A 26900-nucleotide genomic window follows, 5' to 3' on the forward strand; every position below is an offset into this window, starting at 1 on the left:
GAGTGATTGGGGGCGCTGCCCCCAAACCCCCGGAGATATTTGAAGCAAGAAAATGGAACTGGACGTTGCCATAGAGGACGACCGCTGGGCGGCCGCAGCTCTGGAGGCCGTGGTGCAGGCGGTGGCACCGGCGGTTCTGGCGTGGCACGGGTTGCCGACCGTTATCGAACTCGCGGTACTGGGCGCGGATGACGCCCGAATTGCCGCCCTCAATGGTGACTTTCGCGGCAAGCCCCAGCCGACCAACGTGCTCTCATGGCCCGCGCAGGAGCTTGCGCCTGAGGCCCCCGGCGAAGATCCGCTTGCGCCCGAGCCTGACCCGGATGGCACGATCCCGCTTGGTGACATTGCGCTGGCTTATGAAACCTGTGCCCGAGAAGCCAAGGAAGGTGGGCTTGCGCTGCGGGACCATCTGACGCACCTCGTTGTTCACGGGATGATGCATCTTCTGGGTTACGATCACATTAACGACGCAGACGCGGAGCTGATGGAGGCTCGTGAAGCGGAAATACTTGCCAAGTTGGGTGTGAAAAACCCATATGAGTGACAGCCCCGGCGATGGGGCGCCTTTTGGAAAGGAACGATGGGCGACAGTTCGGACGGGTCTTCTAGTGCTGCGCAGGGCGCGCAGGAGGAAGACAGTAGTGAGAGCAAGGGGCTTTGGGGCCGCCTTGCGGATGCGATATTTCCCGGCGAAGAGGACGGGTCGCACGAGGGCGAGGAGCCGCGGGGCCGCAATGGCGGGCGCGAATCCGGTGCCGTGCTTGGCCTTGGCAACCTGCATCGGATGCGGGTGGAAGACGTTGCCATTCCGAAGGTGGAAATCGTCGCGGTGCCGCTCGATATCGGCAAGGATGATCTGGTTGCGGTGTTCCGTGACAGCGGCATGAGCCGTTTGCCGGTTTACGAGGGAACGCTCGACAGCCCCGTGGGCATGGTGCACCTCAAGGATTTTGCGCTGAAGTACGGGTTCAACGGCCATGGCGAGAACTTCGAGCTGAAGCCGATGTTGCGCCCGCTGCTTTATGCGCCGCCGTCGATGCCGATTGGTGTGCTGTTGCAGAAGATGCAGAGCGACCGGATGCATATGGCGCTGGTGATCGACGAATATGGCGGCACGGACGGGTTGGTGACGATTGAAGACCTCATCGAGCAGGTCATTGGCGAGATCGAAGACGAGCACGATATCGAGGAGGGTGATCTCTGGACCGAGGAGAAGCCCGGGCAGTACCTCGCCATGGCGCGCACGCCGCTGGAAGACTTTGAGGAAGAAACCGGCGTGGCGCTGGCGGATGCCGAAGACCTCGAAGAGGTCGACACGCTGGGCGGGCTTGTCTTCATGCTGACGGGCCGGGTGCCGATCCGGGGCGAGGTGGTGCCCCATTCCACGGGTGCGGAGTTTGAGGTGGTTGATGCCGATGCCCGCCGAGTTAAGCGCCTGCGTGTGCGTTTGCCGGAGGTGGCGGAGCAACGGGTGGCCGGTGGCGCCGAAAACTGATCTGACAGAGCGGATGGCCGGGTGGCTGACAGGCCGGTGGCGGAGCTTTGCGCTTTTTGCCGCGCTTGGGGCCGTGGCGGGCACCGGGCAGGCCCCGATTGGCCTGCCGTGGCTCTCGGTGGCCGCGCTCGCGCTGGGATTTGCGCTGTTTTCCCTCGTACGGGAGCCCAAGGCGGCGGCGTGGCGCGGTTGGGCGATGGGCGTTGGCTATGTGGTGGCGACGATGTTCTGGATCGTCGAGCCATTCTTTGTTGACCCGCTGCGCCATGGATGGCTCGCCCCGCTTGCGCTTTTCGCCCACGCTGGCGGCTTTGCGATCTTTTGGGCGCTGGCCTTCGGTGCCGCGGCGTTGCTGGGCCGGGGGCGGTGGCAGCGTGTGCTTTCGGGCGCGGTTTTGCTGGCGGCGGTCGAGATGCTGCGCTCACACTTGTGGACGGGCTTTCCATGGGCGCTCATCGGCCACATCTGGGTTGGCCAGCCGCAGATGCATCTGGCTGCACTGCTTGGTCCGCACGGGCTGACGCTTTTCACCACACTCGCTGCGGCGATCCCGGCTGCGCTGGGCAGCCGCCGCGCGGCGTTGGGCGTTATGGCGGCGCTGGCCTTTTTGGCCTTGCCGGTGCCCTACGGGCTCTGGCGGCTGGGCCAGCCGGTGGAGATGCGCGCGCCGCTGACTGTTCGTCTGGTGCAGCCGAACGCGGCGCAGCATCTGAAGTGGACGGAAGAGATGATTCCGGTCTTTTTCGAGCGGCTGATTGCCCTGAGTGCGGAGCCGTCTGAGGGGGCCAAGCCCGATCTGATTGTCTGGCCGGAAACCTCGCTGGCCTATCTGCTGGCACCGGGCAATGGCACCGCGCAGGTGGTGGCCGATGCGGGCCGGGGCGCGCCGGTGGTGGTGGGTCTGCAGCGCCGCGATGGCGGTGTGGCGCGCAACTCGCTGGCGGTGATCACCCCCGGGGCCGATGTGACGAGTTACTACGACAAGTCGCATCTTGTGCCCTTCGGAGAGTATATGCCCGGTGCGCGCTGGCTGGGCGAATGGGCTCCGGGCGGGCTGGCCGAGGCGGCGATGTCGGGCTTTGCGCCGGGCGACGGGCTTCGGCTTATCAGCCTCGGTGAAGGTATTGAGGGGGTGCTGCCCCTGATCTGCTACGAGGCCATCTTTGCCGAAGAGATCATTGCTGCGCCCCGGCCGGAGTGGATTTTGCATATCACCAACGACGCATGGTTTGGCAAGATCGCAGGCCCCTATCAGCACCTTGCGCAGGCCCGGCTGCGAGCGGTGGAGCAGGGGGTGCCGGTGCTGCGGGCGGCGAACACGGGCATATCGGCGGTGATCGACGCGCAGGGCCGGGTGCTGAACAGCCTCGCCCTTGGGGAGACCGGGCTGCTGGATGTGGCTTTGCCGCCGCGCCTAGCTGCCGCACCGCCCTACCGGCTGTGGGGAGACTGGGGCGTGCTGGCCTTGCTGGCGCTCGCTGCAATGGCTCTGGGTGTTGCGCGCGCACGGTCCGTGCCGGTTGACCCGACCCCGTCAACCGACTAGCAGAGAGCCCATCTGCTGCCACAACGGCTTCCTGGCGTGGCGGTGAAAACCTCAATGGAGCACTACCCCAACATGTCTCGTTCTGAATACACCTTCACGTCGGAGTCCGTTTCCGAGGGCCATCCCGACAAGGTCTGCGACCGGATTTCCGATGCTGTCCTCGATGCTTTCCTCGCGGACGATCCCGAAAGCCGGGTTGCCTGCGAAACCTTTGCCACCACCGACCGGGTGGTGATTGGCGGCGAGGTGCGCGGGCCGGGCTCGGTGATTGAGCGGGTCGAGCAGATTGCGCGGGATTGCGTGAAGGACATCGGCTACGAGCAAAAGGGCTTTCACTGGGCCAACATGAGCGTGGACAACTACCTGCACGCGCAGTCTGCCGATATTGCGCAGGGTGTGGATGCCGCGGGCAACAAGGATGAAGGCGCGGGCGACCAGGGGATCATGTTTGGCTATGCCTGCGATGAGACCGACGAGATGATGCCGGCCCCGATCCACTTTGCCCATCGGATCCTCAAGAAGCTGGCCGAGGTGCGCAAGAACGGCACCGAGCCGAACCTCGGCCCTGACATGAAGAGCCAGCTCAGCCTGCGCTACAAGGACGGGCAACCGGTGGAGGCGACCTCGCTGGTGCTCTCCACCCAGCATCTGGACCCGGCGCTGACCTCGGATGACGTGCGCGCCATCGTCGAGCCTTATATCCGTGACATCCTGCCCGGTGGCTGGCTGACCGAGGCCACGGAATGGTGGATCAACCCCACGGGCAAATTTGTCATCGGCGGGCCGGATGGGGATGCCGGGCTTACGGGACGCAAGATCATCGTCGATACCTACGGCGGTGCGGCGCCCCATGGCGGCGGGGCCTTCTCTGGCAAAGATCCGACCAAGGTGGACCGTTCGGCGGCCTACGCGGCCCGCTACCTTGCCAAGAACGTGGTGGCCGCCGGTCTTGCGACCAAATGCACGCTTCAGCTCTCCTATGCGATTGGCGTCAGCAAGCCGCTTTCGATCTACGTGAATACCCACGGCACCGGCGAGACGCCGGAGGCCGAGATCGAGAAGGCCGTCGCCAAGGCGATGGACCTGACCCCGCGCGGCATCCGCACCCATCTGGCGCTGAACAAGCCGATCTTTCAGCGCACGGCTGCCTATGGGCACTTTGGCCGCGCACCCGATGCGGATGGCGGTTTCTCCTGGGAGAAGACCGATCTGGTCGAGGCGCTCAAGGCCGCTGTCTGACGGATGGCGGAAGCCTCACTCGCCGAGCTGATCGCGCAGCATTTGACCGAGCCGCTCGCCGGGTTGGTGAGCGAGCTCGCGGTGCCTGTTGTTTTTCTGGTGGCCACGAGTGCGGAGCCCGGCCTGAGCCGAATGGGTGGGGCGCCGCTGATGGCGGATGGCTTGGCGTGGCCGCGCCACGAAGCGGCTGCGCGGGCCGAGGAGATTGGCGCGCGGGGGGCGGACCCGGAGTGGATTGCCCGCCACATTCGCGCCGACCTGCCGCTGCCCTTTGTTGCCCAGATCGACCTGACAGAAGTAAGCGCCGAGGGCTTGCCGGGCCACGGGCGGCTGCTGTTCTTCTACGATGCTGTGGCCGGGCCCTATGACACCGGCACCAGTTTTGGCAGCGTGATCTGGGATGAGGCTCCTGCCGGGGAGGCTGTTCTGCGGCAGACGCCGAAGGCGCTGCTGGAGGCCGACAAGTCCTATATCGCCCGGATAGCCGCACCAATCCAGCCCCTCATCCTGACAGATGAAATCCGCGCCGCCATGAAAGAGGCGGGGATGTCCGACGAAGAGATCGAAGAGGCCGCCGCCATGGAACCGGAGCCTGCACCCGGCCCATACGTTTCGCCTTTTCTAACGCCACTCTTTGCTCTGGAAGGCGAGGCGGGCTTGGCCTTGCCCCAGGCCTGTGGACCAGCCTTCATCGCTCGCCCCGCGCTGGCCGCGCTTTGCGGCGACAATAAACCGGAGGCAGCTTGGGAGGCCATCGAGGCTTACGAGACGATCCGCTGGGAATTGCAGTTCGGGCGTGTGCAAATCGGAGGCCCGGCGCTGGGCGAGCAGGATGATCCGGCGTGGTCAGCAGCCTACACCGCGCTTTCGGGCGAGATGTTCATGACGCCGGAATGGCAGGATCAGCCAGACCGGATCGCCTCTGAGGCGCGAGAGTGGCAGCTTCTTTTGCAAATGCCCATGTTCTTCTGGATCTCCGAGCACGACGAGGGCACCGTCTATTTCTATATTCGCCGCGATGACCTTGCGGCGCGCCGGTTTGAGCGTGTGATAACCGTCTACCAGCAGACCTGAGCCTGTGCCTTTACTGGTGGCGTTCGTTGCGTAAACTGGCACCATGAATCTGATCGAAGTGGACCTCAGCGACATCACCCTGCTTGAGGTGGATGCCATTGTGAACGCCGCCAACGAAACCTTGCTGGGCGGTGGCGGGGTGGATGGTGCGATTCATGCAGCGGCCGGGCCGGGCTTGCTGGAGGAGTGCCGCACGCTTGGCGGGTGCGAGACCGGGCAGGCCAAGGTTACGGGCGGACATAACCTCAAGGCCCGCTGGGTCATTCACACTGTCGGCCCGGTGTGGAATGGAGGCGGGGCAGGCGAGGCCGCGCTGCTGGCCTCCTGCTACCGTGAAAGCCTTGCCCGGGCTGTTGAGGTGGGGGCCGGATCCATCGCCTTTCCCGGCATTTCAACCGGCGTTTACGGCTACCCGAAGGACGAGGCCGCGCAGATCGCCGTGAACACGCTGCGCGCAGAGCTCAGGGCGTTGGATAGCCCGCCGCGCGTGGTGCTGTGTGCCTTTTCGCGCGCAGATGCCGCCAAATTGAACGAGCTTGTGCAAAACGCCGCAAATTAGCCGGATTTTCATGCTTTTCTATTAGTCAGAAGGGCATGGAGGGCTTGGCATGGCGATCAAGTCGGTCGAGATCTTTTATAACGTCAACCGTATCCCCGGCCATTACCCCGGCGATTGGGACGGGGCGCTTGAGTTTCGCAACGCTGCAATGGAATTGATCGAGAACGCGCTGATCGAAGCGCGGGCGGGTGAATGGGCGGGGGCGGAAATTGGCTCTTGCGAGGCCACCGGCGAGCCGGAAGTGAACTTTGGCTTCGATGTCGCCGACTTTGACATGGCCGAGGAGATCATCCGCAACGCGGTGGCGGGCACCCCCTACGAGGGCATCCGCGAGATCACCCGTCAGGAGCATGACGAGGCGGAGTTCAACTGACTCCGGTTGCGTGGCGGGCGGCGGGGCGCTACATCGCCGCCCCATGAGCGAGAACCATCCAGACAAACACCGCAGTGGCGCGCCTTGGCGCAACTTCTACGGACGGCTGAAGGGCAAGGGCCTTCGGTCTTCGCAGGAAGCCTATCTGGATGAGGATTTGGCGGCGCTGTCGCCCGGGGCCGTGGGCTGGGAGGAAAACCCCGAGCGGGTGCCGCTGGACCTTGAGGCGCTGTTTCCCGGCAAGGAAATCTGGCTGGAGGTGGGCTTTGGCGGCGGTGAGCACATGGTGCATCAGGCCGCGCAGAACCCCGGCGTCGGGATCATCGGGGCCGAGCCCTACATCAACGGCGTGGCGATGCTACTGGGCAAGATCCGCAAGGCGGGGGTGGAGAACCTTGCCGTGCATCCCGGTGATGTGCGTGACCTGTTTGATGTGCTGCCCGAAGGGGCGGTGGCGAAGGCCTTCCTGCTCTACCCCGACCCATGGCCCAAAAAGCGCCACCATCGCCGCCGTTTCGTGACGCCCGAGTATCTTGAGGCGCTGGCCAAGGTGCTGAAGCCGGGGGCAGAATTTCGGGTGGCGACGGACATCCCGGACTATGTGCGCCAGACGCTGGAAGAGGTGCCGGGGCAGGGCTTTGAGTGGTTGGCGGAGGGACCGAGCGACTGGCGCAAGCCTTGGGATGACTGGATTTCGACCCGCTATGAGCAGAAGGCGCTGAGAGAAGGGCGCACCCCGCATTATCTGACCTTCCGCAGGGTTTAAGCCGCCTCGGAAAGCGGCTATTCGGGGCCGGAAACCACGAGGAGCCCGCCCATGTCGTCTCACGGCACCCCTACACCGATGACTTCCCGCAAGGCGGCCCCGCTCACGGGCGTGGCGGAGGTGCCCGGCGACAAGTCGATCAGCCATCGCTCGTTGATCCTTGGCGCAATGGCCGTGGGCGAGACCAAGATCACCGGGTTGCTGGAAGGCGAGGACGTGCTGGACACGGCCAAGGCGATGCGCGCTTTGGGGGCCGATGTGGTGCAGCATGGGGCCGGGGAATGGTCGGTGCATGGGGTTGGCGTTGGCGGCTTTGGCGAGCCGGAGGACGTGATTGATTGCGGCAACTCGGGCACCGGGGTGCGGCTGATCATGGGGGCCGTGGCGACCCATCCGTTTGCGGTGACCTTCACTGGTGATGCCAGCCTGCGCTCGCGCCCGATGGGGCGGGTGACGGAGCCGCTTTCGCTTTTTGGCACAGTGTCTTACGGCAAATCCGGCGGGCGGTTACCGCTGACGATGGTGGGGGCGGAAAGCCCGGTGCCGGTCAGCTACACCACGCCGGTGCCTTCGGCGCAGGTGAAGTCTGCCGTGCTGCTGGCGGGGCTGAACGCGCCGGGCGTGACGGTGGTGACCGAGAAGGAGGCCACGCGCGACCATACCGAGCGGATGCTGGCGGGCTTCGGGGCCGAGGTGACGGTGGAAGACACGGCCGAGGGGCGGGTTATCTCATTGACGGGGCAGCCGGAATTGCAGCCGCAGGTGATTGCGGTGCCGCGTGACCCATCTTCGGCGGCCTTCCCGGTTTGTGCGGCGCTGGTCGTGCCGGGGAGTGACGTGCTGGTGCCGGGGATCGGGCTGAACCCGACCCGTGCAGGGCTGTTCACCACGCTGCGCGAGATGGGCGCGGACCTGACCTATGAGAACGAGCGCGAGGAGGGCGGCGAGCCTGTGGCCGACCTTCGGGCGAAATTCTCGCCGAATATGAAGGGTATAGAGGTGCCGGCAGAGCGGGCGGCCTCGATGATTGACGAATACCCGGTGCTCTCGGTGGTGGCGAGCTTTGCCGAAGGGGTCACCAAATGCCCCGGCGTGAAGGAGCTGCGGGTGAAGGAGAGCGACCGGATCGACGCAATGGCGGTGGGCCTCCGGGCCTGCGGGGTGGAGATTGACGAGGGCGAAGATTGGTTTGCCGTCAAGGGCTTGGGGCCTGAGGGCGTGCCCGGTGGGGCGCGGGCCGAGGCGCGGCTGGATCACCGGATTGCGATGAGCTTTCTGATCTGCGGGATGGCGGCCAAAGAGCCGGTGAGCGTGGACGATGCCGGGCCGATCGCCACCTCCTTTCCGATCTTCATGGATCTGATGGGCGGGCTGGGTGCGCGGCTGGAGAGGGCCGAGGCTTGAGGCTTACGGGCCGGTGCAACTGCGGTGCGGTGCGCTATGCCTCTGAGGGGCCGTGGAGACCAGTGATTGCCTGCCACTGTAGCCAGTGTCGCAAGACCACCGGGCACCATGTGGCGGCGACCTCGGTTCCGCGAGAAGCCCTTGAAAACACAGGAGAACCACGTTGGTTTGCCTCCTCCGACAGCGCCCGCCGGGGCTTTTGCCCGACCTGTGGAAGCCAGCTGTTTTGGGACGGGCCGAGGGTGAATACCTCGGTGATGGCGGGCACGCTCGATGCGCCGACGGGGCTTGCCACAAAGGGGCATATCTTTTGCGCTGACAAGGGCGATTACTACGAGATTGGTGAGGGCCAGCGGCAGGTGCTGGGAGCTGATCTGGAACTGACGACGCAGGTGAAGTGACCCGGCCTGTTGGGGCAGGGTAAAGGAAGCGTTAAGCTGGCGCGCGTATGCATCGAAGAGGGGCGCATGAAAATCACCGTAGCTATCGACGGGCCCGCAGCGGCGGGGAAGGGGACGATCTCGAAGGCCATCTCTGCCGAGTTTGGCCTCGCCCATCTTGATACCGGCCTGCTCTATCGCGCGGTGGGGGCCAAGGTGCTGGCCGGTGCCGCGCCGGTGGCGGCCGCGGAGGCGTTGACGCCCGAAGACCTGAGCCCGGAAGATGCGCTGCGCACGCCCGAGGTGGCCCAGGCCGCGAGCCGTGTGGCGGCAGAGCCGGAGGTGCGGGAGAAGCTGCTGGAATTCCAGCGCAATTTTGCCCGGCGTGAGGGCGGCGCGGTGCTGGACGGGCGTGATATTGGCACCGTCATCTGCCCGGATGCGGAGGTGAAACTCTTTGTCACTGCCAGTGCCGAGGCCCGCGCCGAACGCCGTTTTCTGGAGCTGGAGGCCAATGGGCACGAGGTGACACGGGCGCAGGTATTGGCCGATGTGAAGGCGCGGGACGCGCGGGATGCGGGGCGGGATGCGGCGCCGATGGTGGCGGCGGAGGATGCTGTGCTGCTGGATACCACGGAGCTTAGCATCGCCGAGGCCCTTGACCGGGCGCGCGCGTGCATCCAGTTGAGAATTAAGTAAAAAATCAAAGTTAATGCTGCTGTTGCGTTTTTGGATAGGCGGGATTCCGCCTTGCAACATCCTATGCACAAGCAATGCACAACCTATGCACATGTCAAATGACATAGGGCGCTCCGGATTAACCACTATACAACAAGTGACTTGCCCGGGACGGGGCGCATAGCCTTGCCGGTTCACCAGATGTTAAAAACAATCTTGCGCCAGCGGCAGCCTTGTCGTTTTACATCGACTTGGAAACTCTTAAGCGCTTGCGCCATGAGAATCGGTTCGTGCCTGCCCAGGCTCGGGCCTACCAGACGAACAGGATTGGAATGCACCAGCTTGTGTACCGCTCGATCGCCCTTGAAGAAGAATTTGGCGAAAGCGACCTCGATATTCTTCTGAAGGCGCTGACCTTCAACCGGCAGGCCGGGATTACCGGCTTTTTGTGGCGGGGGCGCGAGCAGTTCTTTCAGGCACTGCACGGCCCCCGGGAGATTGTGCTGGCGCTGATGGAGCGCATCCGGCAAGACCCGCGACACCGTGATGTGGAGGTTCTGCTCTCGGAGGATACCGATGCGCCGACGCCCTTCAACGACTGGGCGATGGGTTACAACTATGTCACCGAAGACATGCTGGGCCTTGCCCTCGAAACCGATGGCATCCGGCCCGAGATCAGCCCGGCCAAGGCGCGGGAGGTTTGGCTTTCGATGGTGGAGCAGGCGCAGAACGAGACGGAATGGGGCGGCAGCTCGCCCTATGGCCGCAAGCCCGACGAGAGCATGGACGCTTGGATCAAGCGTTTGGCGGAGTTTCGCGGCTAACCCTCTTCGACGAAGCGCAGCACATGGGCGAAGAGGCTTTTGCGCGTCAGCAGCAGCAGATGCCCGTCATTTGCAAAGCCGATGAGCCGGCCCCCGCCTGCGCGGTGGCGGAGCCCGTCGGTTTGGCGGGTGGAGAAGACCGGATCTTCCATGCCGAAGAAGAAGCCGATGCGGGCGTGGCTCAGGTCTGCCTCCTCTGACAGCCGCCACCGGCGCAAGCCCGAGGAATGGGCCCGCACGAGGGCGGGGCTTGGGTTGGCGATTTGGGGGGCGTGTGTTGCGGAGAGGGGTTCGATCTGGTCGGTGAAGCGCGGGTCGGCGCGGTTTTTGCGGCCGTAGAGCAGGGTTTTCCAGTACTCGTCCCAGATGGCCTTGCGGGTGAAGGCCTCGGCGCGGGTGGCCGCCGCGATCACATCGCCCGCGCCGCGCAGAATGGTTTGCAGCCCGCCCGCGTGCTCGGGTGAGGGCGAGATGGCAGCGACGGTGACGGGGCGGGGCGCGAGCAGGGCGGCGGCCTCCAGCGCGATGGCCCCGCCCGCGGAGTAGCCCACCAGCGTGAGTTGCTTGTCGGGGTAGCGGCGGGCGAAGCGGGCGATTTCTTTTGCTGCCGCTTCGATGGAGAGCACGTGATCAAGCGGAAGCCCGTCCATCCCCGGGAAACGGTAGTAGGCGAGCGCATGGCCCCGCGCCGCCCAGGGATTGGTGGGCGCGAAGATATCGACCGAGGCCAGCGCGCCGGGGATCATCACGGTCAGGCGCGGCGCGGCCTCGATCTGCGCGGCACGGGCCGGGTTGATGGCCAGCGGGCTTTCGCCCGAGGGCAGGGTGGGCGGCGCGGCGCAGGCCGCGAGGAGGAGAAGGGAGGCGAGGAGGGCGCGCATGGGGGGACACTAGTGCGGCACGGGACCGCCGAAAAGCCGCGAAACCCCTTGCCATGCGGTGTTTGAGCGGCTAAACGCGCCTTCGTCAAGCCGCCGTCAGAGCTGCTGGCGGAAAACTCGGGCAGGGTCGGGAACTTCCGGCCCTGTGTTGTTTTCCGGGCCAGTGCTTTGCGGCAGAGACCAACTCCAAGACCGGCGGAGACAACCGCGCGGCCAGAAACCGAAACGTAAGGAAAAAAGCGCCACATGGCTCAAAACGCATCCATGGAGGAATTCGAAGCCCTCCTCTCAGAAAGCTTCGAGATCGACACGCCTGACGAGGGCTCTGTTGTCAAAGGCAAGGTGATCGCCATCGAGGCGGGCCAGGCCATTATCGACGTTGGCTACAAGATGGAAGGCCGCGTTGAACTGAAAGAATTTGCCAACCCCGGCGAAGCTCCCGAGATTGCTGTTGGCGATGAGGTCGAGGTGTTCCTTGATCGCGTCGAGAACGCCCGGGGCGAGGCCAGCATCTCCCGTGACAAGGCCCGCCGCGAAGAGGCTTGGGACCGTCTGGAGAAGGCCTATGCCGACGAAGAGCGCGTTGAAGGCGCTATCTTTGGCCGCGTGAAGGGTGGCTTTACCGTCGATCTCGGCGGCGCCGTGGCCTTCCTGCCCGGCTCCCAGGTTGATGTGCGCCCCGTGCGCGATGCCGGCCCGCTGATGGGCCTCAAGCAGCCGTTCCAGATTCTCAAGATGGACCGTCGCCGTGGCAACATCGTTGTGTCGCGCCGCGCGATCCTCGAAGAGTCCCGCGCCGAGCAGCGTGCCGAAGTCATCGGCAAGCTGACCGAGGGCGACACCGTGGACGGCGTGGTCAAGAACATCACCGAATACGGTGCGTTTGTTGACCTCGGCGGCGTTGACGGCCTGCTGCACGTGACTGACATGGCGTGGCGCCGGGTGAACCACCCGAGCGAGATCCTCTCCATCGGTGAGACGATCAAGGTGCAGGTCATCAAGATCAACAAAGAGACTCACCGCATCAGCCTTGGCATGAAGCAGCTGCAGGACGATCCGTGGGATGCCGTGGAAGCCAAGTTCCCGCTCGACTCGGTGCACACCGGCCGCGTGACCAACATCACCGACTATGGTGCGTTTGTTGAGCTGGAGCCCGGTGTGGAAGGTCTTGTCCACGTCTCTGAGATGAGCTGGACCAAGAAGAACGTGCACCCCGGCAAGATCGTCTCCACCTCGCAAGAGGTCGAAGTCATGGTGCTGGAGATCGACACCGCGAAGCGTCGCGTGTCGCTTGGCCTCAAGCAGACCATGCGCAACCCGTGGGAAGTGTTTGCAGAAACGCACCCCGAGGGCACCGAAGTGGAAGGCGAGGTCAAGAACATCACCGAGTTCGGTCTGTTCATCGGCCTGCCCGGCGACATCGACGGCATGGTTCACCTCAGCGACATCAGCTGGGACGAGCGTGGCGAGGATGCGATTCAGAACTACCACAAGAACGACATCGTTCAGGCTGTGGTTACCGAGACCGACGTTGAGAAGGAGCGCATCTCGCTCTCCATCAAGGCGCTGGGCGGTGACAAGTTTGCCGAGGCCGTTGGTGGCGTGAAGCGTGGCCAGATCATCACCGTGGAAGTCACCGCGATCGAGGATGGCGGCATCGAGGTGGAATACGAGGGCATGAAGTCTTTCATCCGCCGTTCCGACCTTAGCCGCGACCGTGCCGAGCAGCGCCCTGAGCGCTTTGGCGTGGGCGACAAGGTTGACGTGCGCGTGACCAACGTCGACAGCAAGACCCGCCGTCTTGGCCTGTCGATCAAGGCCCGCGAGATCGCCGAAGAGAAGGAAGCCGTTGAGCAGTATGGCTCGTCGGACTCCGGTGCTTCGCTCGGCGACATTCTGGGCGCCGCGCTCAAGCAAGACGATTGAGCGCAGGGCAACCTGACCTGATATTGGGGGCCGCGGGGGAAACTCTGCGGCCCCTTTTCTTTTGCGCGGGAGGTGCGTGTGACGCATGTGTTGAGAGGGTTTTTGCTGGAGCTCGGGGAGCGGCTGCGCTCGGATGATATGGCGCGGCGGGTGCAGGGCAGCTGGGATAATGCAGCCTCGCGCCCACGCGTGACGATTGGACCTCCTGCCACGGCGGCGCAGCTCGCCGCGCTGGAGGCCGAGATTGGAGAACCGCTGCCGCCAGGGGTGCGTGAAGTGTTGGGGGAGGTCTCCGCCGGGATCGAGATGACCTGGGTGTTGCGCGGGCATTATGTGCCCACCTCCTACGGGCAGAGGGCGGAAACCACGGTGACGCCGCCTGACAGATTCATGTCGTGGTCGCACACGCCCTACGCGGACGGCACCTATCCGGAGGGCGCGCGGTATCGGCCCGATGTAATCTCCGGCGGTTTTCGGTTTTCGCTGGACGGGGTTCGGCAGGCACATCAGGGGCGTGCGGGGTGGCTTGAGGTCTATCCCGACGATCCGGCGATGGATGCAGAGACGCGGTCGCACTTCGCGGTGATCCGGGGGTTCATGGCGGCGGGCTTTCCTGTGATGACGGCCCCCAATGGTGACTGGTTGGCTATTGACCAGCGCAGTGATGACGGGGCGATGCTGCATGTGAGCCATGAGGGGGAGGAGGCGGGGATTGAGATTGACCTCGATTTCCCGCGCTACCTGGCGCATCTCGCCTGGCTCGGGCCGGTCTGGCCGGATTTCAGTGAGATGTTCACCTTCTCGGCGCGCAGTGAAGAGGTGGTGCCCGGTGATTACAGGGTGCAGAGCGCGGAGTTTGGCGGCGCGAGTGAGGCCGGGGCGGCGTGGCGGGCGTGGTTCTGGGGGGAAGACCAGCCCGGGTTGCCGGAGCCGCTGAACGGCCGGCTCTGAGGCGGACCGGCGCGGGGGCGCTCCCGCCCGCCCACCCCGCGCCCCCGCGCCTGCGTGGCAGAGGGTGCGCGCCGCCTTGGGCGGTGGTGTGGGTTGAAGGGGCAGGGTGGAGTATTTTCAGCAAGAAAATGCGACAGGGTGGCGCCCGCCGGTGGGGCGGGCGCCATGGGGCCGATCAGCCCGGTGAGCGCAGGCGGAGGACCGGCTGGCCGAAGCGATCATCGAAGCGCTCGCCCAGCGATGTGAAACCGTAGCGCGCGTAGAAGCGGCGACCGATTTCGTTGCGCAGGAACACGTCGAGCTCCAGCGGCCCGGCGCGGTGCAGGGCGTTGTCCATCAGCGCCCGGCCATGACCATTGCCGCGATGGGCCGGGTCCATGAAGAAGCCGCCGACTTCGCTGCCGACAAGGGCGATGAAGCCGAGCGGGCCGCGGCCCTCGTCCCAGACGTGGGTTTGGGCGTTGGGCAGGTAGATGGTGCGCACGTCTTCGGCGGCGTTCAGGATGAAGTCTTCTCCCAGAAAGCTATGGGCGAGGCGGCTGGCCTCGGTGAAGATGTGCACGATGGCGTCGTCGTCGACGCCGGGATTGTAGGGTCGTATCAATGGTTTGATCCCTTGATGGTGTGGAATTTCAGGGGGCCATAGCACCAGCGCCCGCAGCTTGGCGGGTTGCGCGTGGGGCTTGGCCCGGGGTGGCACCGCCTTGGGGTGCCGTCTGAAACATCAGTGCATCAAATCTCCATTGATGGGCTTTGGTAGCACCCTGACGCGGTTTGGAAAAGAGTGGAGCTTGGTTGGGGGATATGCATAGCTGCGAACATGTTGCTTGCGCGTAACCGGAATTTTCGCCTGCTGTTTTCGGCCACCTCGGTTTCAAACCTTGGCGACGGGGTTTCGGCACTGGCTGTGCCGTGGCTGGCGACCCTGCTCACCCGGGACCCGATGCTGATTGCGCTGGTGCCCTTTGCCGGATCGCTGCCGTGGATGCTGTTTGCCATCCCGGCGGGTGCGGTGGTGGACCGGGGCGACCGGCGGGCGTTGATGGTGCGGGCGGATGCGCTGCGGGTGGTGCTCACCATCGGGATCGTGGCGCTGGCGCTGAGGATGCCCGAGGGCGGTGGGGCGATGCCGGTTGTGGCGCTGGCGGCGCTGACCTTTTTGCTCGGCACGGCGGAGGTGGTGCGGGACAATGCCGCGCAGACCTTTTTGCCTGCGGTGGTGGAGCCGGGTGACCTTGAGGCGGCCAATGGGCAGCTTTGGAGCGCCGAGCAGGTGGCCGGGCATTTCGTGGGGCCGCCGCTGGCGGGGCTGCTGATTGCCTGGGCAGTGCCCGCGCCCTTCTTGCTGGATGCGGTGAGTTTTGCGCTGGCGGCGTGGTTGGTGTGGGCCATTTCGGTGCCGCGCCGGGCGGTGCCCGAGAGGCGGCGGATGCGCGAGGAACTGGCGGAGGGCTGGCGCTGGTTGCGGGGCAAGGCGCTGCTGTTTCGGCTCGCGGTGATGCTTGGGCTGATCAACTTTTTGAACATGATGTGGCTGACGGTGCTGGTGCTGTTGAGCCAGGAAATTCTGGGGCTTAATGCCGCCGGTCATGGGGTTTTGCTTGCGGTCGGGGCCGCGGGCGCGGTGCTGGGCGGGATGTTTGGCCCGCGGGTGATTGCCCGCCTCGGGGCAACGGGCACGCTGCGGCTGGCGCTTTGCCTGATGCCGGTGCCGTTTTTCATGGTTGGCCTTGGAGCCTCGCCCGCGCTGGCCGGGGCGGCGCTGTTTCTGGAGGCGGTGGCGGCGATGCTGTGGAACATCGTCACCGTAAGCTGGCGGCAGCGGATTATCCCCGATGCTCTGTTGGGGCGGGTGAACGCGCTTTATCGGTTTTTCGGCTGGGGGATGATGCCGCTGGGCGCGTTGGCGGGCGGGGCGCTGGTGGCGCTGGCCGAGCCCGGGCTGGGCCGGGAGCTGGCGCTGCGGCTGCCCTACCTGATTGGCGGCGGGGCGATGCTTGTTGTGGCCGCCTATGGCTGGGCGAAGCTGAGATTTTGAGCGCTTGCCGATTCGCCTGATGCTGCGCTGCGGCGCGGGCGGCGCGCGCTTTCTGCACTGCCAAAGCCTTGGTTTTTCAGGCGGAAAATGGAGCATGGGCGCGGAAAAGATATCAAATGACGCATTCGCCCCGTTTCGGTCGCTGATTTTTGTGCCTATAGTCGAGCCAGAAGCCAGACATGGAAACGTGGCCGAACAAGCGTCCTTTAGGGGGGAAGCATGATCCGATCGGAATTGATTCAGAAAGTCGCTGACGAGAATCCGCACCTCTATCAGCGCGACGTGGAGCGGATCGTGAACACCATCTTCGAAGAGATCATCGGCGCGATGGCCGAGGGTGACCGGGTGGAGTTGCGCGGGTTCGGGGCGTTTTCGGTGAAGAAGCGCGATGCCCGGGTGGGCCGTAATCCGCGCACCGGGGAGGCTGTGGACGTGGAAGAGAAGCATGTGCCCTTCTTCAAGACCGGGAAGCTCTTGCGCGACCGGCTGAACGGCAAGTAACCTGGCCGTATGATCCGTTATCTCCGCTGGGGCTTTCTGGCCCTCCTCGCCATCGTTCTCATCACTCTTGCCCTTGCCAATCGCGAGCCGGTGACGCTCAAGCTGTTGCCGGGCGAATTGGCCGATCTGCTGGGGCTGCCCTATCAGATTACGCTGCCGCTCTTCATTTCGCTCTTTGCGATGATCGCGCTGGGCATTCTGGTGGGCTTCGTTTGGGAGTGGTTCCGCGAGCACAAGCACCGGGCGGAAGCGGCGCGGCAAGCCAAGGAGGCGCGCCGGGCCAAGCGGGAGCTGGATGCGGTGAAGCGCGAGACCGGGCAGGAGCAGGACGAAGTTCTGGCGCTGCTGGACGACCGCAAGGCAAGCTGAGATGCATGACATTCGGGTGAAGATCTGCGGGCTGAAGCGCCCGGAGGAGATGCGCGTCGTGGCGGAGGCCGGGGCGGCTTATGCCGGTTTGAACTTTTTTCCACCATCGCCGCGTTATGTGAGCCCTGCCGAGGCGCGGGCGTTGGCGCTGGCTGCGCCGGAGGGGCTGGCCAAGGTGGGGCTGGTGGTGGATGCCGGTGACGATCTGCTGGACGAGATCGTGGAGGCGGTGCCGCTGGATATCATCCAGCTGCATGGCAAGGAGAGCCCGGAGCGGGTGGCAGAGGTGCGTGCACGCTACGGTTTGCCGGTGATGAAGGCCGTGGGCGTGGCCGGAGAGGCCGACTTGCCGGCGCTGGATGACTATGGCCAAGTGGCCGACATGCTGCTGGTGGATGCCAAGCCTGCGCCGGGTGACGAGCTGCCGGGCGGCAATGGTTTGCCGTTTGACTGGCGTCTGATCGCCGGGCGGCGCTGGCCGGTGCCGTGGCTGCTGGCGGGCGGGCTGCATGCGGGCAATGTGGCCGAGGCGGTGGCGCGCACGGGTGCAAGGCAGGTGGACCTCTCATCGGGTGTGGAGCGCGAGAAGGGGGTTAAGGACGCGGGGTTGATCCGCGCCTTCATGGAGGCTGTTGCCGGGGTATCTGCATGACGGTGCGCTTTCGCGAAGCGCGGCGTGAGGATGTGCCGGCGGTGGTGGCGATGCTGGCCGATGACATGCTGGGCAAGGGCCGCGAGAGCGAAGACCTTGGCCGCTACTACGCTGCATTCGATGCGATGGCCGAAGAAGGCGCGAACCGGGTGATCGTGGGCGAGCGCGATGGCGAGGTGGTGGCGACCTATCAGCTGACCTTCATTTCCGGCCTGTCGCTGGCGGCGGCGCGGCGCGCGCAGGTGGAGAGCGTTCGGGTATCGAGTGCGCTGCGCGGTTCGGGGATTGGCGCGCTGATGTTTGCCGATGTGGAGGCGCGGGCGCGGGTGGCGGGGTGCAGCCTTGTGCAGCTGACGATGAACGCCGAGCGGGTGGACTCGCGGCGGTTTTACGAAGGGCTGGGATTTGTGGCCAGCCATTTGGGATTCAAGAAATATCTTTGAGGCCGTTCGCTGGGGTGCCCCGCTGCGCTCGGTGAGGGGCCTCTTTGTTGCGCGCGTCGGCCGGGGTGGTGGGCAGATTGCCCACCCTACGGGGCCGGGGGCCTTATGGGTCGATGACCCTGAGAACGGCTTGGGTTGTTTGGTCGATATGGGCCTTTGACAGGCGGATGGCCTCGGGGACGTTGCGGGCGAGGGCGGCTTCCATGATGGCGGCGTGTTCGCCCTGAATGTCGCGGGCCGGGTCGGGGTTGATCAGGGAGATGCGCCTGTAGCGTTCGTGCTGGTAGTAGATCAGCCCGCGAAGGCGTTTGAGCCAGACACTGTCGCAGGCGGCGACGAGGGCCTCGTGGAAGGCGCGGTTCTTGTCTTCCCAATCCGGGGCATCCGCCTCGCCGCCGGATTTTCGGCGGGCGTCGGCTTTGCTCAGGGCGTAATTGGCCGAGACGATCCCAGCTTCCCAGGCTTCATCGCCGGCCATGATCGCGCGGTGCAGGGCCTCGCTTTCCAGCTCGCAGCGGACGCGGGAAATGTCGCGCAATTCGTCGGCGGAGACAGGGGCGACGGAGAATCCGCGCTGGGGCTCGAAGATGACGAGGAACTCTGACGAGAGCTTGGAGAGCGCCTCGCGCAGGGGGCTTGCGCCGATATTGTAGCTTTTGGAGAGCTGAGCGATGCGCAGGCGGGTTTCGGGCGCGAGGCGGCCCGAGACGATATCTCCCCGCAGCAAGGCGTGGGCCCGGTCGGAAAGGGTTTCCTGTGCGATGTTCATTGCGTGGTCATGAGGGGCCCGGATTTTGAGAAAGGCTAGCAGGCTGGCCGAGGCCGATCAACGATGGTGCCCTGAAGTATCGTGCAAACCCGGATTGTCGATTTTTTGCTTCAGGCCGGGAGACGGGCCCCGGGCGCGATGGTGGGCGGCGCGGCGTTGAGCGCGTCGCGGGCGAAACCGGCGGCGGATTGGTAGCGGGCCATGAACTCGGCGCGCTCTGCGGGTGGGATCACCGTGTCGATATCATCGAAGGTGCCACCGCAGCGGTCGTTCACCATGTTCAGCAGGCCGAAGGGCCCGGCGCCACGGTTGCGCAGGATCACCTCGGAGATTGGGCCGCAGAGCTTGGCGTTATAGGCCGCAAGCGCCTGCGGTGTGACGCCGTGCTCCAGCATCGCCGCGCCGATCTCGCGGGCGTCGACCACGGCTTGCGATGCACCGTTGGAGCCGGTGGGATACATGGCGTGGGCGGCGTCGCCCATTAGCGCCACCGGGCCATCGACCCATGTTTCCACCGGGTCACGGTCGATCATGGGGTTTTCATAGGCGGTGTCGGCACCGGAGATGAGGGCGGGCACATCGAGCCAGTCGTAGCGCCAGTCTTCGAAGTGGTGGAGGAAGTCGGAGATGGGCGCGGGGCGGAACCAGCCGGATTTGCGCGCCTCGGCCTCGTCGAAGGTGACTTCGGCGATCCAGTTGACGAGGGCGAGGCCGGTTTTGGGATCGGGGTGGGAGATCGGGTAGATCACCATGCGCTGTCGGTGCGTGCCGAGCCCGATGAAGGAGGAGCCGGTGCGGATGGGTTTGGCCAGCGTGGTGCCGCGCCACATCAGCGCGCCGCCCCAGTGGATCGAGGGCTGTTCGGGGTGCATTTGCGCGCGGATCGCGGAGTGGATGCCATCGGCCCCGATCAACAGCGTGCCGGTGGCTTCGGAAGTGGTGTTATCGACATGTTCGAGCTGGGCGGTCACGCCGTTTTCGGTGCGGGTGTAGCCGGTGACGCGGGTGCCGGTTTGCAGCGCCTCTGCCCCGGCGCGGGCCATGAAGGTGTTGGCCAGCAGCATGTGGAAGCCACCCCGGTGGGCGGCGTATTGCGGCCAGTGGTAGCCAGCGTCGGTGCCGCGCGGTTCGGCGTAGATATCGTTGCCGTTCATCCCGACAAGGGCCCATTCGCGCGCGGGCAGGCCGACTGTATCGAGCTGCTCTGCGCCGATGCCCAGATCGTAGAGTTCGCGCACTGCGTTGGGCTGAAGGTTGATGCCCACGCCCAGCGGCTTCAGCTCGCGGGAGCTTTCGAAGACGGTGCAGGGCACGCCGATCTGGTGCAGGGTCAGCGCTGTGGCCAGCCCGCCGATGCCGCCGCCTGCGATGAGAACGTGGGGATGTGTCATGCCTATGGTCTCCTCCCGGGGTCGCGGGGTTTTAGCAGGTGGGGCGGTGCAATCAAGCCGGGCCTGTGCGAGGGGCGGCGGGGCGCCTCAGAACAGGCTGGCGATGGCCCCGACGACGAGCGGGATGGGCAGGGAGAGCGCCAGCCGCTGCGCCATGGTGCGTGCGCCCATGAAGGGCATCTCATAGGCCAGCAGCTTGGTCAGCGAGAAGAGGCTCCATGAGGTCACATAGGTAAGCGCGGCGGCTGGGGTTGCGCCGACTTTCAGCGCCGCGGCGGCCAGCGCGAAGCTGACGAAGGCGCCGCCGGGGGTGATCGGGCCGAGCAGGGCGGCGAGCAGCAGGGCGCGGAGGCCTGCGTCGCGGCCGAAGAGCTGTTCGATCCGGTCGGCGGGCATCAGCTCGGCCAGCAGGGCCGCGCCGATCATCGCCACGAAGAGCCGGGGCAGGGTGAAGGCGGCGAGGTTTGCGGTGGCCGTGAGCGCCGTGCGGCGGCGGGCCGGGGAGGCGAGCTTGACCCATGTGAGCGCGACGAGGGCCCAGAGCAGGATGGTGCCGATGAGGATATTCATGGGCGCTGCCTTGCGCGTCTGCCGAGGACGGCGCGTGCGGCGAGGCCCACCACGAGTGGGGCGGGCAGGCAGAGCAGCACGCGCAGGCCGACGAGGTGCCAGTCGAGAAAGGACAGCTCCCAGATCAGGGTGCGGTTGAGCGACAGCAGGGACCAGCCGGTGATGAAGGCCAGTGTGGCCCCGATATCAGCCCCGGCGGCAAAGAGGGCGGCGGCGAGGGGATAGGTCATCCCCGGTCCGCCCGGCAGCAGGGCCCCCGCCGCAGAGGCCAGCAAGAGCCCGCGCCAGCCGCTTTCCTGCCCGATGAGGGCCGAGACCTTCTCACGCGGGAGCAGAAGGGGGACTGCGGCGGCGACGAAGAGCCCGGCGCCGACCTTGGGCAGCAGCACCGCGAGGAACCCCAGCGCGCCCACCGCCGTCGCCAGCGCATGGGCCGCGCCGTATTTTGACGCCACCAGCCCGCCCGCCAGAAGGGTGACGGCGAGCAGCACCAGAAAGCCGCCGTCGATGATTTTGCGGCGGGGCGGGGCCTCGGATGTGGGATCGTCTGACATCTGCGGCGTTTGTCGGCCCTGCTGCGCCCGCCTGCAACCGCTATTCGCGGTTTTGGGGCAGCCCGTCGGCGATGTCATAGTAGTCGCCCTTCGCGCCGGTGAAGATGTGCCGGGCCAGCCGCGTGCCCGTTGGCCCCTCGAAAGCCCCCATGCTGACTCCGATCCACGCGTGGTGCAGCGGGTCGAAGAACAGGGTGGCACCGCAGGTGGGGCAGAAGCCGCGGCGGGCTTTGGCGGAGGAGGCGAACCAACTGGGCGTGCCGGTGACGCGCAGCGCGGCCTTGGGCACATCGGTGGAGGCCTCATAGTGGCCCGAGAGCTTGCTGCAGCGACTGCAGTGGCAGGCGGTCGGGGCGGGCAGGGGGCCATCCACGGTAAAGCTGATGGCACCGCAGAGACACGCGCCGCTATGGGGGTTCATGCCGCCAGCCGGGCCGAGAGGTGGCCGATCAGCGCTCGGGCTTCGGGGGGCGGGGCTTTCTCTAAGCGGCGATAATCGGTGCCGTCTGCGTTGCGGGCAAGCAGGCCCATGCCGATGAGCGAACGCCGCAGGATGGCGGCATCGTCGAAGCAATGCGCGAGATTCAGCGCGCCGTTCACATCGCGTTCGTGCAGGGTTACCCCGGCGGGGAGCCGTGCCCAGAGCGCCCAGAGGCAGAGCTCTTGCACGGCGCGGCGCGCGGGCCACTGGCGCAGGCGGGCGGCCTCGTCCCACTGCGCCATCGCGCGTTCAACCTGACGATGGTCGGCGGGGGGCCGGGGCGGCTCTTCAAGCCGGGCTCGGGCGGTGTTGGCGGCGTTCAGGTGCTGGTAGTTCCTAAAGCCCGCAGCGCGCGCCAGCATGTTGAGCAGGCTCTGGTGGCCGGGGGGCGCATCGAGCTGGCGGGCAAGGGCACGGGCAAAGGCCGAGATATCCGGCACGGAGAGCGGAACGGAGGGTTTCGGCATGACATATCCTCGGGCGCGCCGGTCAGGCTGTCGTGGTCGCTGGCTTACGACGCGGCGCTGGTGAGGCAGGGCACGCGGGATGTGAAGGGCTGCTTTCAGCTTGCCCGGAGGGGCACAGCGACGCCTAGGCAGCAGCCTGCCCTGCGAAAGAGGTAGCGCGGCTGCGCTTTGGAGGCAAGTCGCCGGGGTTTTAGCTTGGCTGTGAACCTTTCCTTAAGCCGCCGGATGGTAGGGGCAGGCAAGCCCAACCCCTTTCTGGAGAGTTTGATGAGACGCTTGCTTGCCCTCGCCGCCCCGCTTGTTGCCCTGATGACGTCCGCCCCCCTTGCCGCCAAGGATGGGGTGGAGCCCGATTCCGTTCACTTCGCCCAGGTGGCCGCGATGGAAGGGCCGGCAGCGGCGCTGGGGCAGGGCATGCGCGATGGGATCGCGGCGGCCTTCGAAGAGGCGAATCGCGCAGGCGGCGTGCATGGCCGCAAGGTTACGCTGGACAGTCGTGACGATGGCTACGAGCCGGATCGTTCGGTGGCCCATGTGCTCGACGTGATCGAAGGCGCGGCGCATATCGGCCTCATCGGCGCGGTCGGCACGCCCACCGCGCTGGCCACCCAGCCCGAGGCGACTGCTGCACAGCTGCCCTACATCGGCCCCTTCACCGGAGCGGGCTTTCTCAGAGCCCCGGAACTGACCAACGTGGTCAATGTGCGGGCAACATACGGGGCAGAAACGGAAGCCTGGATCGCCTATCTGGTGGATGAGCAAGGCATGGAAAACATCGCGCTGCTCTATCAGGACGATGGCTTTGGCCGGGTTGGCCTGAAGGGGGTAACGGCGGCGCTGGAGAAGCGGGGCATGAGCCTTGCGGCAACAGGCACTTACACCCGAAACACCGTCGCGGTGAAAACCGCGCTGCTCGATATCCGCAAGGCCAAGCCCGATGCCGTGGTGATGGTGGGCGCCTACAAGCCGATTGCCGAGTTCATCAAGCTGTCGAAGAAGCTGAAGTTTGAGCCGACCTTCGTGAACATCTCCTTCGTCGGCTCCGAGGCGCTGGCCCGGGAGCTGGGCGAGGCGGGCGAAGGCGTGATCATCAGCCAGGTGGTGCCCTTCCCGTGGGACGACTCGCTGCCCATCGTTGCCGAGTATCAGGCCGCGATGGCTGCCGCGAACCCTGAGGCAGAGCCCGGCTTCGTGACGCTGGAAGGGTACCTGACAGGCCGGGTGGCGCTGCGTGCGCTGGAGGCCGCGGGCAAGGACTTGACCCGAGAGAGCTATCTTGCGGCGCTGGCCGGGCTTGGCAGTTTCGACCTTGGCGGCCTCGGCTTTGACTTCGGCGAGGGCGACAATCAGGGCCTCGACACGGTTTTCCTCACCCGGATCACCGGTGACGGCGGGTTTGAAACCGTGGTCAGCGGCGGCGGCTCCTGACCGCGCACCAGCCAGAACGACGAGCTGCCCTGACGTTTTGCGCGTGAGGGCGGCTTTTGACCTCTCAACCACGGCGCATCGCCCACCCAAGCCAAGGAGACACAGCGTGACACGCATCAAAGCCCTCACCGGCAGCATCGCCGCCAAATTCGCCGTTATCCTGCTGGCGTTGGGTGCCATGACCTCGGCGGCGCTGGTGATTGGCCTGCTCGTGTTCGGGGCGCTCTCCGACGCGTTGCGTGTTTTTATTGACGAGAACCTGCCCGGTATCGAAGCCAGCGTGGAGGTGACGGCCAGCACGGGGGCGGTTCAGGGCGCGATGACCGATGTGCTCCTCGCCGAGGACCCGGAGGCACTTGAGCAGGCGGCAGCCCGGTTGCAAGAGCGTGTGGGCACCCTGAAGGCCGCGGCGCAGCACCTCTCCGCAGACGCCGAAGCCGAGATTGACCCGCTGCTGGCCGACCTCGATATCGCCAATGCCGCAATGATCCGATCACTGGAGCGCAGCATGCGCGAGCGGGCGAGGGTGCGAGAGATGGTTTCGGGCTTCGTGGCGCTGTCGGAAGACGCAAACGGCGAGCTGGTGGGTTTGGCCGATGACGCCTACTTCGAGCTGCAGATCGGCGGGGAAGAGACCGTTGAAACCGTGACCTCGACCCTGAATGCACTGGTGAATGATGAGTTCAAGCGGATGACGGCCCTGATGAGGGTGCGCGCGGAGATCAACCTGTTGAGCGGTCTCACCCTCGTGCTGGCGGACGAGCCCGACATGTTTGTTGAAGTGATCCTTGGAGACCTCGCAGCTGCCAGCCTGGCCGAGTTGGAGGCCGCTACCTTGAGCCTGCCGGACGATGCGGTGGCGAGCGACCACATGGCGCAGATCACCGCCGCCGGTCAGTTCTTTCGGGAGCGGCAGGAACAGAAGGACTATCAACGGGCGGACTTGCGGCAAGAGGTCTTGGCTTTGCGGCAGGCGACTGCGGTGGCCTTGAGTAGCGCGATCGACGACGTGAGTTTTGAGCTGGCTGTTGAGGCCGAGGAGGCTGCGACCGGCAATGAGGCGGCGATCCGCACCCTGCTTGATGTTCAGGTGAATCGGATGCGCGATGCTGCGGAAATTGACAGTTCGATTAAGGCAGTACTGGCCAAGGCCCTGCTCGGCGTTGCCGCGCAGGACGCCAATGCAGCCGCCGGGGCACAGAGTGCCGTTGATGGGGCGTTGCTCCATCTCGATGACGTGCTTACCGGCCGGGAGTTGCCGGAATCGCTTGCGGAAATCCTCGATGACATCCATGCCATCGTGGAAACCGACAACGGGGTGGTGCAAGCCCGTCGTCGGATGCTTGAAGCCCAGTCCGAGGCTTCCGCACGTTCAAACGCCTCGGGAGAGGCGATTGCCCGCATCGTCGACACTGCACGCGGCAATGCTGCACAGGCGGTTTCGGCCGTGGTGACAGGCAGCGAAGGCATTTTGACGCGTGCTGACACTGCGCGCGGCCAGTTCAGCACCATCGCCCTAGCCAGCCTCATCCTGCTGCTGGCGGCCCCCGTGTTTACATGGTGGCTGATTTTGCGACCAATGGCGCGCGTCACTCAGGCCACGGAGCGGCTTTCGCGTGGGGATCTCGGGCCGGTTGAAGGCTTTGACAAGACAGGCGGTGAAATCGGCCGCATGGCCTTGGCGCTCAAGGTGTTCCGGGACGGCATGATCGAACGCCAGACCATGCAGGCGGCCGAGGAGGCGCGGGCAGCCGAAGAGCGCCAGCGCCAGCGAGAAGAAGAGGCGCGAGAGCGGGCACGTGAAGAAGAAACCCGCGCGGCGGAGCGCCAGCGCGAGGAAGAGGCCCGCGCCCGCGAAGCCGCCGAAGCCGAGGAACGAGAGAAGATTCGAGCCGCCGCCGAAGAGGAGCGCCAGGCCCGGGCCGCCGAGCAGCAGCAGGTGGTTGACCGGTTGGCGACCGCGCTCGACCAGCTTGCCGCAGGCGACCTGACGGTGACGATCGACACCGAGTTTGCCGGCACCTACGAGAGCCTGCGCCGCAACTTCAACGCCGCGGTGGAGACCCTTGCAGAGCTCATCACCGCGCTCACGGCGAGCGCCGGGATCGTTAACACGACGTCGCAGGATATCAGCACCGCCGCCAAGGATCTTGCCCGCCGGACTGAAAACAGCGCCGCCACGCTGGAAGAGACCAGCGCCGCCGTCGCCCAGTTGAGCGAAAGCGCCGGCTCCACCGCCGAGCGCGCCCGCGAGGCTGACAGGATAATGCAGATCACCCGCGACAACACCAGAACCAGCCAGAGCACGGTGCATGGCGCGGTGGAAACCATGACCGAAGTGGAAGCCTCCTCTGCGGCGATCTCCAAGATTGTCGATCTGATCGATGACATCGCCTTTCAGACCAACCTGCTCGCCTTGAATGCGGGCGTTGAGGCCGCACGCGCGGGAGAACAGGGCCGGGGCTTTGCCGTGGTCGCCATGGAGGTGCGCTCGCTCGCTCATCGCTCGTCGGATGCCGCAAAGGAAATCAACGATCTCATCAATGCCACGCGGGATCGGATCACCCGCGGTGTCGCCCAGGTTGGCGAAGCGGGTGACGCGCTCAATGGTATCCTTGATCTGGTGAGCGACGTCTCAGAGCAGATCACGGCCATTGCAGGGGCTGCCAACGAACAGTCGTCCGGGGTGCGCGAAATCAGCCTTGCTGTCGCCCAACTGGATCAGGCCACGCAGGATAACGCGGCCATGTTCGAAGAATCCGCCGCCTCCAGCCAACTGCTGACCGAGGAAGCCCGCACCCTCTTTGATCTTTCCGCACGCTTTCGCACGAGCGACGCCGCCGCGCCGCAAGGCGCGGCCACCGTAAGCCGCCCCGAAGGGGCCACCGGGCGAAGCCCGTCTTCTGCGCCGGAGGCGCCACCAGCAGCCGCAGCATATGAAGAGATCGACGAAAGCGAGGCCAGCCGAATTCCCGTTCCCTTCGCGCGCAGCGCGTAAGCCTGCGCCCACCCGCGTCGGCCATATAAGGCCCGCGGCCAACCGCGCCGGCCACATTGGACCTGCGCCCTGAACCGCGCGTCATAAAACCTTAACAAGACCGTCACACAGGCTTCGTCGCCAGCCTGCTACCTGCCCCC

Annotated in this window: 29 protein-coding genes and 1 riboswitch; of the genes, 21 read left to right on the forward strand and 8 right to left on the reverse strand. The window is 65.6% G+C overall.

Going from position 1 to position 26900, the window contains the following annotated elements; translation table 11 throughout:
- The first annotated feature begins 52 nt into the window (after window positions 1-52).
- The 12 genes from ybeY (at window position 53) to ACXAG6_RS05635 (ending at window position 10341) form a co-directional block, all read left to right on the forward strand.
- The gene (ybeY, locus tag ACXAG6_RS05580; RefSeq protein WP_475335840.1) at window positions 53-547 is read left to right on the forward strand and encodes an rRNA maturation RNase YbeY; all 495 of its coding nucleotides are present in this window, start codon (window positions 53-55) and stop codon (window positions 545-547) included.
- 36 nt (window positions 548-583) lie between these two features.
- Entirely contained in the window at window positions 584-1498 is a 915-nt protein-coding gene (locus tag ACXAG6_RS05585; protein WP_475335843.1) for a transporter associated domain-containing protein, read from the forward strand.
- Entirely contained in the window at window positions 1482-3044 is a 1563-nt protein-coding gene (lnt, locus tag ACXAG6_RS05590; RefSeq protein WP_475335845.1) for an apolipoprotein N-acyltransferase, read from the forward strand. Before ACXAG6_RS05585 ends, lnt begins: the two co-directional genes overlap by 17 nt.
- A 12-nt stretch (window positions 3045-3056) precedes the next feature.
- Window positions 3057-3106, forward strand: a riboswitch (SAM-SAH riboswitch).
- 10 nt (window positions 3107-3116) lie between these two features.
- Window positions 3117-4283 (forward strand): methionine adenosyltransferase, encoded by a 1167-nt coding sequence (gene metK, locus ACXAG6_RS05595; RefSeq protein WP_475335847.1) that lies wholly within the window; start codon window positions 3117-3119, stop codon window positions 4281-4283.
- Between the two features lie 3 nt (window positions 4284-4286).
- Window positions 4287-5357 (forward strand): DUF1963 domain-containing protein, encoded by a 1071-nt coding sequence (locus tag ACXAG6_RS05600; protein WP_475335849.1) that lies wholly within the window; start codon window positions 4287-4289, stop codon window positions 5355-5357.
- A gap of 43 nt (window positions 5358-5400) precedes the next feature.
- Window positions 5401-5916, forward strand: a complete 516-nt coding sequence (locus ACXAG6_RS05605) for an O-acetyl-ADP-ribose deacetylase (RefSeq protein WP_475335851.1) — start codon at window positions 5401-5403, stop codon at window positions 5914-5916.
- 49 nt (window positions 5917-5965) lie between these two features.
- Window positions 5966-6289, forward strand: coding sequence for a hypothetical protein (locus ACXAG6_RS05610; RefSeq protein ID WP_140013027.1), 324 nt, complete (start codon window positions 5966-5968; stop codon window positions 6287-6289).
- A 43-nt stretch (window positions 6290-6332) separates the two neighbouring features.
- Complete coding sequence (trmB, locus tag ACXAG6_RS05615; RefSeq protein WP_475335854.1) at window positions 6333-7055, forward strand: tRNA (guanine(46)-N(7))-methyltransferase TrmB; 723 nt, start codon at window positions 6333-6335, stop codon at window positions 7053-7055.
- Between the two features lie 51 nt (window positions 7056-7106).
- Complete coding sequence (aroA, locus tag ACXAG6_RS05620) at window positions 7107-8459, forward strand: 3-phosphoshikimate 1-carboxyvinyltransferase (RefSeq protein ID WP_475335857.1); 1353 nt, start codon at window positions 7107-7109, stop codon at window positions 8457-8459.
- Window positions 8456-8860: a GFA family protein gene (locus ACXAG6_RS05625; protein WP_475335858.1), complete on the forward strand. Its 405-nt coding sequence runs from the start codon at window positions 8456-8458 to the stop codon at window positions 8858-8860. The genes aroA and ACXAG6_RS05625 overlap by 4 nt, the downstream gene beginning before the upstream one ends.
- Window positions 8861-8926: 66 nt before the next feature.
- Window positions 8927-9538, forward strand: coding sequence for a (d)CMP kinase (cmk, locus tag ACXAG6_RS05630; RefSeq protein WP_475335860.1), 612 nt, complete (start codon window positions 8927-8929; stop codon window positions 9536-9538).
- A 311-nt stretch (window positions 9539-9849) separates the two neighbouring features.
- Window positions 9850-10341 (forward strand): BLUF domain-containing protein, encoded by a 492-nt coding sequence (locus ACXAG6_RS05635; protein ID WP_475335862.1) that lies wholly within the window; start codon window positions 9850-9852, stop codon window positions 10339-10341.
- On the opposite strand, the gene ACXAG6_RS05640 is transcribed toward ACXAG6_RS05635, so the two are convergent.
- On the reverse strand, window positions 10338-11222 hold the full coding sequence (locus ACXAG6_RS05640) for an alpha/beta fold hydrolase (RefSeq protein WP_475335864.1): 885 nt from the start codon (window positions 11220-11222) through the stop codon (window positions 10338-10340). The genes ACXAG6_RS05635 and ACXAG6_RS05640 overlap by 4 nt on opposite strands.
- Before the next feature lie 246 nt (window positions 11223-11468).
- Between ACXAG6_RS05640 and rpsA the strand changes: the two genes are divergently transcribed.
- Window positions 11469-13148 (forward strand): 30S ribosomal protein S1, encoded by a 1680-nt coding sequence (gene rpsA, locus ACXAG6_RS05645; protein ID WP_475335867.1) that lies wholly within the window; start codon window positions 11469-11471, stop codon window positions 13146-13148.
- Window positions 13149-13250: 102 nt separating this feature from the next.
- Complete coding sequence (locus tag ACXAG6_RS05650; RefSeq protein ID WP_475335869.1) at window positions 13251-14099, forward strand: hypothetical protein; 849 nt, start codon at window positions 13251-13253, stop codon at window positions 14097-14099.
- Between the two features lie 175 nt (window positions 14100-14274).
- Here ACXAG6_RS05650 and ACXAG6_RS05655 read toward each other — a convergent pair whose 3' ends face one another.
- Window positions 14275-14703, reverse strand: coding sequence for a GNAT family N-acetyltransferase (locus ACXAG6_RS05655; RefSeq protein ID WP_475335871.1), 429 nt, complete (start codon window positions 14701-14703; stop codon window positions 14275-14277).
- 216 nt (window positions 14704-14919) lie between these two features.
- Here ACXAG6_RS05655 and ACXAG6_RS05660 point away from each other — a divergent pair, with 216 nt between their 5' ends.
- The 5 genes from ACXAG6_RS05660 (at window position 14920) to ACXAG6_RS05680 (ending at window position 18102) form a co-directional block, all read left to right on the forward strand.
- A complete protein-coding gene (locus ACXAG6_RS05660) occupies window positions 14920-16137 on the forward strand; it encodes an MFS transporter (protein ID WP_475335874.1) in 1218 nt (405 codons plus the stop codon).
- 219 nt (window positions 16138-16356) lie between these two features.
- Window positions 16357-16638: an integration host factor subunit beta gene (gene ihfB, locus ACXAG6_RS05665; protein WP_140013038.1), complete on the forward strand. Its 282-nt coding sequence runs from the start codon at window positions 16357-16359 to the stop codon at window positions 16636-16638.
- A 9-nt stretch (window positions 16639-16647) separates the two neighbouring features.
- Window positions 16648-17007 (forward strand): LapA family protein, encoded by a 360-nt coding sequence (locus tag ACXAG6_RS05670; protein WP_371707340.1) that lies wholly within the window; start codon window positions 16648-16650, stop codon window positions 17005-17007.
- Between the two features lies 1 nt (window position 17008).
- Entirely contained in the window at window positions 17009-17659 is a 651-nt protein-coding gene (locus ACXAG6_RS05675; RefSeq protein ID WP_475335877.1) for a phosphoribosylanthranilate isomerase, read from the forward strand.
- Window positions 17656-18102 (forward strand): N-acetyltransferase family protein, encoded by a 447-nt coding sequence (locus ACXAG6_RS05680; protein WP_475335879.1) that lies wholly within the window; start codon window positions 17656-17658, stop codon window positions 18100-18102. Before ACXAG6_RS05675 ends, ACXAG6_RS05680 begins: the two co-directional genes overlap by 4 nt.
- A 103-nt stretch (window positions 18103-18205) precedes the next feature.
- On the opposite strand, the gene ACXAG6_RS05685 is transcribed toward ACXAG6_RS05680, so the two are convergent.
- The 6 genes from ACXAG6_RS05685 to ACXAG6_RS05710 form a co-directional block, all read right to left on the reverse strand.
- On the reverse strand, window positions 18206-18871 hold the full coding sequence (locus ACXAG6_RS05685; protein WP_475335882.1) for a GntR family transcriptional regulator: 666 nt from the start codon (window positions 18869-18871) through the stop codon (window positions 18206-18208).
- Window positions 18872-18981: 110 nt separating this feature from the next.
- Window positions 18982-20262, reverse strand: a complete 1281-nt coding sequence (locus tag ACXAG6_RS05690) for a flavin-dependent oxidoreductase (RefSeq protein WP_475335884.1) — start codon at window positions 20260-20262, stop codon at window positions 18982-18984.
- Between the two features lie 87 nt (window positions 20263-20349).
- Window positions 20350-20832: a hypothetical protein gene (locus ACXAG6_RS05695; RefSeq protein ID WP_475335886.1), complete on the reverse strand. Its 483-nt coding sequence runs from the start codon at window positions 20830-20832 to the stop codon at window positions 20350-20352.
- Entirely contained in the window at window positions 20829-21386 is a 558-nt protein-coding gene (locus tag ACXAG6_RS05700; RefSeq protein WP_475335888.1) for a hypothetical protein, read from the reverse strand. The genes ACXAG6_RS05695 and ACXAG6_RS05700 overlap by 4 nt, the downstream gene beginning before the upstream one ends.
- 40 nt (window positions 21387-21426) lie before the next feature.
- The gene (locus tag ACXAG6_RS05705; RefSeq protein ID WP_475335890.1) at window positions 21427-21807 is read right to left on the reverse strand and encodes a GFA family protein; all 381 of its coding nucleotides are present in this window, start codon (window positions 21805-21807) and stop codon (window positions 21427-21429) included.
- Window positions 21804-22334 (reverse strand): DUF2087 domain-containing protein, encoded by a 531-nt coding sequence (locus ACXAG6_RS05710; protein ID WP_475335891.1) that lies wholly within the window; start codon window positions 22332-22334, stop codon window positions 21804-21806. Before ACXAG6_RS05710 ends, ACXAG6_RS05705 begins: the two co-directional genes overlap by 4 nt.
- A gap of 267 nt (window positions 22335-22601) precedes the next feature.
- Here ACXAG6_RS05710 and ACXAG6_RS05715 point away from each other — a divergent pair, with 267 nt between their 5' ends.
- Window positions 22602-23762, forward strand: a complete 1161-nt coding sequence (locus ACXAG6_RS05715) for an ABC transporter substrate-binding protein (RefSeq protein ID WP_475335893.1) — start codon at window positions 22602-22604, stop codon at window positions 23760-23762.
- Window positions 23763-23868: 106 nt separating this feature from the next.
- A complete protein-coding gene (locus ACXAG6_RS05720) occupies window positions 23869-26760 on the forward strand; it encodes a methyl-accepting chemotaxis protein (protein WP_475335896.1) in 2892 nt (963 codons plus the stop codon).
- Window positions 26761-26900: the final 140 nt, after the last annotated feature.

Source organism: Vannielia sp. ABF1_015, from assembly GCF_056160745.1.